Source organism: Kitasatospora sp. MY 5-36, from assembly GCF_001182915.1.
In the GTDB taxonomy this organism is placed as follows: Bacteria; Actinomycetota; Actinomycetes; order Streptomycetales; family Streptomycetaceae; genus Kitasatospora.
This window is the reverse complement of the sequence record NZ_LFVW01001138.1, coordinates 1-1,725: the sequence shown is the minus strand read 5'-3', so window position 1 is coordinate 1,725 and position 1,725 is coordinate 1. Positions and strand designations below refer to the sequence as shown.

At 73.3% G+C, this 1,725-nt stretch carries 3 protein-coding genes; all 3 read left to right on the top strand.

What is annotated here, in order from left to right; translation table 11 throughout:
- The first annotated feature begins 80 nt into the window (after positions 1–80).
- The gene (locus AE652_RS40865; RefSeq protein ID WP_049660971.1) at positions 81–467 is read left to right on the top strand and encodes a VOC family protein; all 387 of its coding nucleotides are present in this window, start codon (positions 81–83) and stop codon (positions 465–467) included.
- A 107-nt stretch (positions 468–574) separates the two neighbouring features.
- Entirely contained in the window at positions 575–892 is a 318-nt protein-coding gene (locus tag AE652_RS40860; protein WP_198959518.1) for a helix-turn-helix transcriptional regulator, read from the top strand.
- A 101-nt stretch (positions 893–993) separates the two neighbouring features.
- Positions 994–1,725: MFS transporter (locus AE652_RS40855; protein WP_053112580.1), on the top strand; the 732-nt coding region annotated here is incomplete at its 3' end.

The window sequence follows — 1,725 nt, the reverse complement described above, 5'->3', positions numbered from 1 at the left end:
CGCCCGCCCGCGCGCACCGCCGCCCACCCGCCCGCCCGGGCCCGAACCACCCGGGCCCGAGCCACCCGAGGGAGCCCCCCGTGAGGATCAACCTGGCCAGCGTCTTCGTCGACGACCAGGACAAGGCCCTGCGCTTCTACACCGACGTGCTGGGGTTCGTGAAGAAGGCCGACGTCCCGCTCGGCGACCACAGCTGGCTCACCGTCGTGTCGCCCGAACAGCCCGACGGCACCGAGCTGCTCCTGGAGCCCGACCGGCACCCCGCCGCCAGGGCCTACGTCGCGGCCCTGGCCGCCGACGGCATCCCCGCCACCTCCTTCGCCGTGGACGACGTGCACGCCGAGTACGAGCGCCTGCGCGCCCTGGGCGTGCGCTTCACCCAGGCGCCGCTGGCCATGGGGCCGGTGACCACCGCCGTCCTGGACGACACCTGCGGCAACCTCCTCCAGATCGCCCAGTACCACTGACCCCCGCCCCGCACGGCCCCCGAGGGCGCCCCGCCTTGACACCCCGGATCGTATCCAGAATATTAGATACGTCCCCGAGGGGCCGGACGGCGGAAGGAGCGTGTGCGGTGGACCTGGACCCGCTGGCCGTGCACAAGGCGCTCGCCAACCCGGCGCGCGCGGACTTCCTGCGCTGGCTCAAGACGCCCGAGCGCTACTTCGACGAGCCGTACTACCGCGAGCGCGGCGTCGGCTTCCACATCGGCGTGTGCGTCACCGACATCCAGGAGCGCTCGGGGCTGTCCCAGTCGGTGGTCTCCGGCTACCTCCAGATCCTGCGCGAGGCCGGGCTGCTGGTGTCCGAGCGCGTCGGCAAGTGGACGTTCTACCGGCGCGACGAGGAGACCATCGCCGCCTTCGCCGCGTACGTGCGCGACGAACTCTGACCCCGCCCCACCCCGCTTCGGGGGGCGCCCGCCCGGCGCCCCCTTTTCTTCGACCCAAACGCATCCAACTATCTAGATTTGTGTATCCAATGGAGGCTGTCGTGCCACGCACCGCTCCCGCCCGAAACGCCCTGGCCGTCCCGGTCCTGGCACTGGGCGTGTTCGGCATCATCACCACCGAGATGGGCGTCGTCGGCGTCCTGCCCTCCCTGGCCGAACGCCTGCACGTCACCCCCGCCGCCGCCGGATGGCTGGTCGGCGCCTTCGCCCTCACCGTCGCCGCCACCGGCCCCGTCGGCGTCCTGCTCGCCTCCCGGCTGCGCCGCAAGACCGTCCTGGCCGCGGCGCTCGCCCTCTTCGCCGTCTCCAACGCCGTCTACGCGCTCGGCCACTCCTTCCCGCTCGTCCTGGCGTTCCGGATCCTGCCCGCGCTGCTCCACCCCGTCTTCTTCGCCCTCGCCCTGACCGCCGCCACCCGCCTGGCCGCGCCCGGCAAGGCCGCCCGCGCCGCCACCGCCGTCTTCGCCGGCGTCAGCGCCGGCTTCGCGTTCGGCGTGCCCGTCACCTCCTACCTCGCCGAGCACATCTCCCTGCCCGCCGCGTTCTGGGCCGCCGGCGCCGTCAACCTCCTCGCCTGCGCCGGCGTCCTCGCCTTCTTCCCCGACCTGCCCGACACCGCGCCGCCCACCTACGCCGGACAGCTGGGCATCCTGCGCCGGCCCCGGCTGTGGCTGGCCGTCGCCGCCGTCACCCTGGTGTTCGCCGCGATGTTCAGCGGCTACGGCTACATCGCCGAGTACCTGGGGAGCGTCACCGGCCTCGCCCCCTCCCTC